This is a genomic window from Oleiphilus sp. HI0132, assembly GCF_001635845.1.
Genome location: NZ_LWGJ01001381.1, coordinates 1 through 4,380, shown reverse-complemented (window position 1 = coordinate 4,380; position 4,380 = coordinate 1). Strand labels below are relative to the sequence as shown.

Sequence of the window (4,380 nt, the reverse complement as noted above, 5' to 3'; positions counted from 1 at the left end):
GGCACAATAGCTCTTAACAATTTGTATGCTTGAGACCCCATATCTTGAGCTTCATCCAAGATGACAGACGAATAGTCTTGAGTTCCTTGCCCGCTTTCTATAAATCCGAGAGTATCTCGATAAACATCATCAACCTCTTTATAATGTTCGGCATTTAGTAGTCGACGATATTCTTCAAACACCGGCCAAATTTCAAAGCGTTGCTCACGATCAAGTCTTGTACCCCTGCCTTTTCTAGAAGCTCGTTTATACGCATTGAACGTATCAATGCCTTGAGCCTGTACGACACGTTGCCATTCTTCCTTGTAGAAATTATTGGAAAAATTTAAATGTCGTGGACATTTGATGAGCGCTTTACCCCATAACTCTTCACTTTTACGTTGATCATAGAGTATGCGGTATCCATAATTATGATGTTTTAGAAAGTTTTGCACCCATTGGTCAAGGTTAATGACTTCAATCTTAGAAAGGGTATGCTGATCGCAAATACTTTGAAGGCTAGTTGAAATATCAATCGCGAGGTTTTTGGTATAAGTGGTAAACAGAACTTTCTGTCCGTTATCACAGCAGTTTTCTGCAAGCCATTTGGCACGGTGCATTGCCACAACTGTTTTGCCCGTACCCGCTCCACCTAGTACTCTTACCGAACCATTCTTAATACCCATAACGAGCTTGCGTTGCGCTGGGTGCAGAAACACTCGCCATTTAGCAACCGGTTCAGCAAGCATTTCTCTTAGCTCTTTTTCACTTGCTGGGACAAAGAAGCTAGCTATAGTAGAAGGTAGGCTGAGTGCTTGCTGATAGTCTGATGAATCAACGCTTGAAACATCGCTAGTTTCGCTTTCTAGTAAAAGACTTTCATAGCTTTCGCCCGCGTTATAAAAGAATAAAGCCTCATATGCCTCTTTCGGTAATCGGTGTTGTAGTTGATCCAACATCGACTCGTTAGTCACACTCCTTACAGACGATATAAGCTCATCGGGAACACCAAGTCTTAGTAAGTGTTTATCCTTTAAATTGTCAAACAAGCCCTTTTCGAAAGTAGACGGAGCTGAAACCTTTTGCATCGTCTCAATCATGGTCTCGTATATCTGTAGAGATCCAGTATTAGGATTTATTTTACACTGATGAACTGCTGCCCAGTTATATGCTCTATCATGATGATCTACCCACAATAGCAAATAGACATTTCCCTCAGCCGGTGCATGTAGTATGACTCTGTATGCTTGATCAACCCGTATAGATCGCATGAGCTTATCCTTAAGCGCATTGAGAGTTTCATAATTCAATCCCGGAGATTTAGGGTTACTTTGAAACTTTAGAACCAGTTGAATAACCTTAGCTTGGGTGTTAGCTGGTAGTTTCACTAAAGCGTTAAAAAACCTGTCCGCGAAGGCGACTTTAATATCCATCAAGCAGCTTCCTTTGACGCTAACAAACTTAACAGGCCCTCAGGTTTCTCATCAATACTTACAACCGTCCAACCTTGTTTTGTGAATAACTCTTCGCCCTCATCCATTTGGTAGTCGATTAACAACGCTACTTTATAACTCTCCCAAGCAAGCTCTGATTCACATAAAATTTCCCCGTTGCCATCACACAGCTCATAACCCACTGTAGGAACATCAACACAAGCCTGAGACTCTAAATAATCTACTAGGTCCATAACTACTTCATCCGCGTAGCGTTTGACCCTTTCCCAATCAGAGTTTTTACTATTGGTACTATTATCTTGGGAGTCACTAACAGTTTGCCTTTTGGCAGCTCGCTCAAGTGCAGCGACTATGCGTTCCTTTTCGTCACACTCATTGGTTTTTAGCCTTAACAACCTTAATCCAATATTCTGCAGAACCTGGTTCTTCAACGTGTCTCGCCCGCGCTGTTCAGCATTATTTTCGTGAAACTCGAAGCCATCAACCTCGATTGCCAAAACAGGGCTCTTATCGATTCGCGAATAAATCAAGAAATCTACATGCGACCAAGGATTCTTCACAAATTTACTTTGTTCATAAGTTAGCTCTGACGTATCTTTTACAATGTCATTTAGCTGAACATGAAGCACATAATCTAAATCTTGGAAAGCCTCTAAGGATAAGACCTCTCTCAAGAGAACATCTATGAGATTTTCTGAATGGTAAATGGAAACTTTGTTATGTCGGGCTAAAAACTCTCGACGCTGCACGCTTTGTTCTGAATAGAGCATATCAAAAACAGATGACTTTTTACTTGGTATCAGCGCCTTGCCCATCGTTTGATAATTGATATAACGCACCAAGGCTCCAATATTCGAGTTATTATCGTTAAAGATCTTATTCCCCGTCACTAACACAAACTGGTCAACTGCTCTAGACACGGCAACGTTAACGGTATCAGCACGATCAATAAAGTCATTTATCGAGTTAGCTACCGTTGAGAACACGATAACTTGTTTCTCACGACCTTGGTATTTGAAGACTGTATCAGTGTCCATATTCTCATCATCTAAACACTTCCTAGTTTGCTCAATATGCTTTCTATAAGGAGCGATTATCCCAATTTCATCTGAATCTTGTGTCGCTAATCGAGGTTCAGTCAGCACCTCATCCTTAATAACTGAGATCTCTCTTTCACTAAACAGCCCCGGTTCATCAAACAACTTCCTTGCGTGATTTCCGGCCACAAGCGGAAAAACCAGGAACGGGTCTTTCCTCTCACCTTCTTCGGTCATAATTAACAGCTGATCGTTGTAGAACTGTTTATTACAAAACCCAATAATCGCTGGATGACACCTATAGTGCTCTCTTAACATCGTTTTAGGTAATCGATCGCCATAAGTCTTGAGCAACGAAGACATTATGCTGTTGTCGTAAAAGTTATAATGCTCTTCAACCGGATATTCATCTTCTACTTCGGCTTTCTGGTCAAGAGCGGCCTCTGATGCAAAATTGGATATTTGCTTTAGATCGCCCACGACCACAAGACGTTTGCAGCATGACAACGAAATTGCAGCAGTTACCAGATCTACCTGAGAGGCTTCATCAATTATTAGATAATCCAGAAGTGTCCCACGATCCACGCACCCTCTGAGCGAATGGGTAGCACTTAATATGAGTGGGTGCTGTTTAAGAAACGTTTCGTAATCATTACGATAATCTTCTTTAGTAAACTTTTCAGGATTTAGCCCATATCGATTTAGCGCAATTGAATGCTTAAACAACTCAAGAGAAAGTTCTTTCGAGCTCTTCATTAAACTCTTACTTTCTATCCCTTCAAGCTTTTTCTCAAGCGAAGAAATACTCTCTGTTAGTTCTATAACTTTGGTATCGAAGTAGTCTTTCTCTAGATCTGAAATTAGCTCCGCGCTGCATTGTGATACTTGCTTAAAGTTAGAGATACCGAATCTAAAATATACTTTTATCGCAGACCAAATAAGTGCTAGCTTACTTTTCTTTTTCCCAAATATAAGCGACTGCTTGAAGGCTAAAATATCCGCTGCGGTATACTTCCTACGGGAAGTCAGTTTTGCATACACATTTTTGGCATCGGGATATTTGCTCTCGAAATGCTGTTTCTCTAGGTCAAAATCCAGTTTCTTTTGCTTGATTTCTGCTAGTTCATTCTCCAGCACGAGCACCTCTTCCAGCTTTGTGGAGATCATTTTAAAATGAGCCTCCTTAGCAGCAAGAACATCAGTCGTTATTACCCAGCCTTGTTTTTGAGGCTCTACAAATTCCTTCGAAAAGAATGCTGTCTTTCTACCATCATTACCAAGCGCTGCTGTAAGAAAGCCAAATCCGTTAGCTTCAAGCTTTTCAGCGACATTATCCGTAGCTGAGTTATTTCCGGAAACTACTCCTACGGTCTGCCCTTCACTTACTGCATTAGCAATAATATTTAGAATGGTTTGTGTCTTACCTGTTCCTGGAGGGCCTTCAATCACACTAATCTGGTTTGTCAGTGCATTTTCAACAGCACTTTTCTGCGAAGGATTAAGCCCAAAGGGAAACAATACCTTCTTGGGTAATTCGAACCGTTGCCCAAGCTCACCAGCCAGGTACTTAGCCAGTGCAGATTCAGTTTCGACACCGCCTAAATTTTTGTAGTAGTTTTCGAGATACTGATTAGGCTCTTTACCCTCTTCCTTTATTTCGAAACAACGAGATAGCCTTTTGAGATATTCGAAACGTTTGTTCACTCGTTCATCTGATCTTTTGTCCTTTATGAAACTGACGTCACGCCTCAGCGCCACTACATTGGCGCCTTTTTCTGGAACAAATCGATACCACTCCCCAGCCTGCTGTGCTGAAACGAATTTTCGTGGCCTGGCACCCTTTATCGATACGAGTTTGTAAGAAACATCGAACTCTTTAAGGATTCTTTCATAGGCAAGGTTCTTATTCT

The 4,380-nt window shown here is 41.3% G+C and carries 2 protein-coding genes; both read right to left on the bottom strand.

Going from position 1 to position 4,380, the window contains the following annotated elements:
• Positions 1 to 1,412, bottom strand: a 1,412-nt coding sequence (locus A3766_RS21230) for a UvrD-helicase domain-containing protein (RefSeq protein ID WP_068642940.1), incomplete at its 3' end; no start/stop codon positions are given.
• Positions 1,412 to 4,380: AAA domain-containing protein (locus A3766_RS21225; protein ID WP_068642938.1), on the bottom strand; the 2,969-nt coding region annotated here is incomplete at its 5' end. The genes A3766_RS21225 and A3766_RS21230, both read right to left, overlap by 1 nt.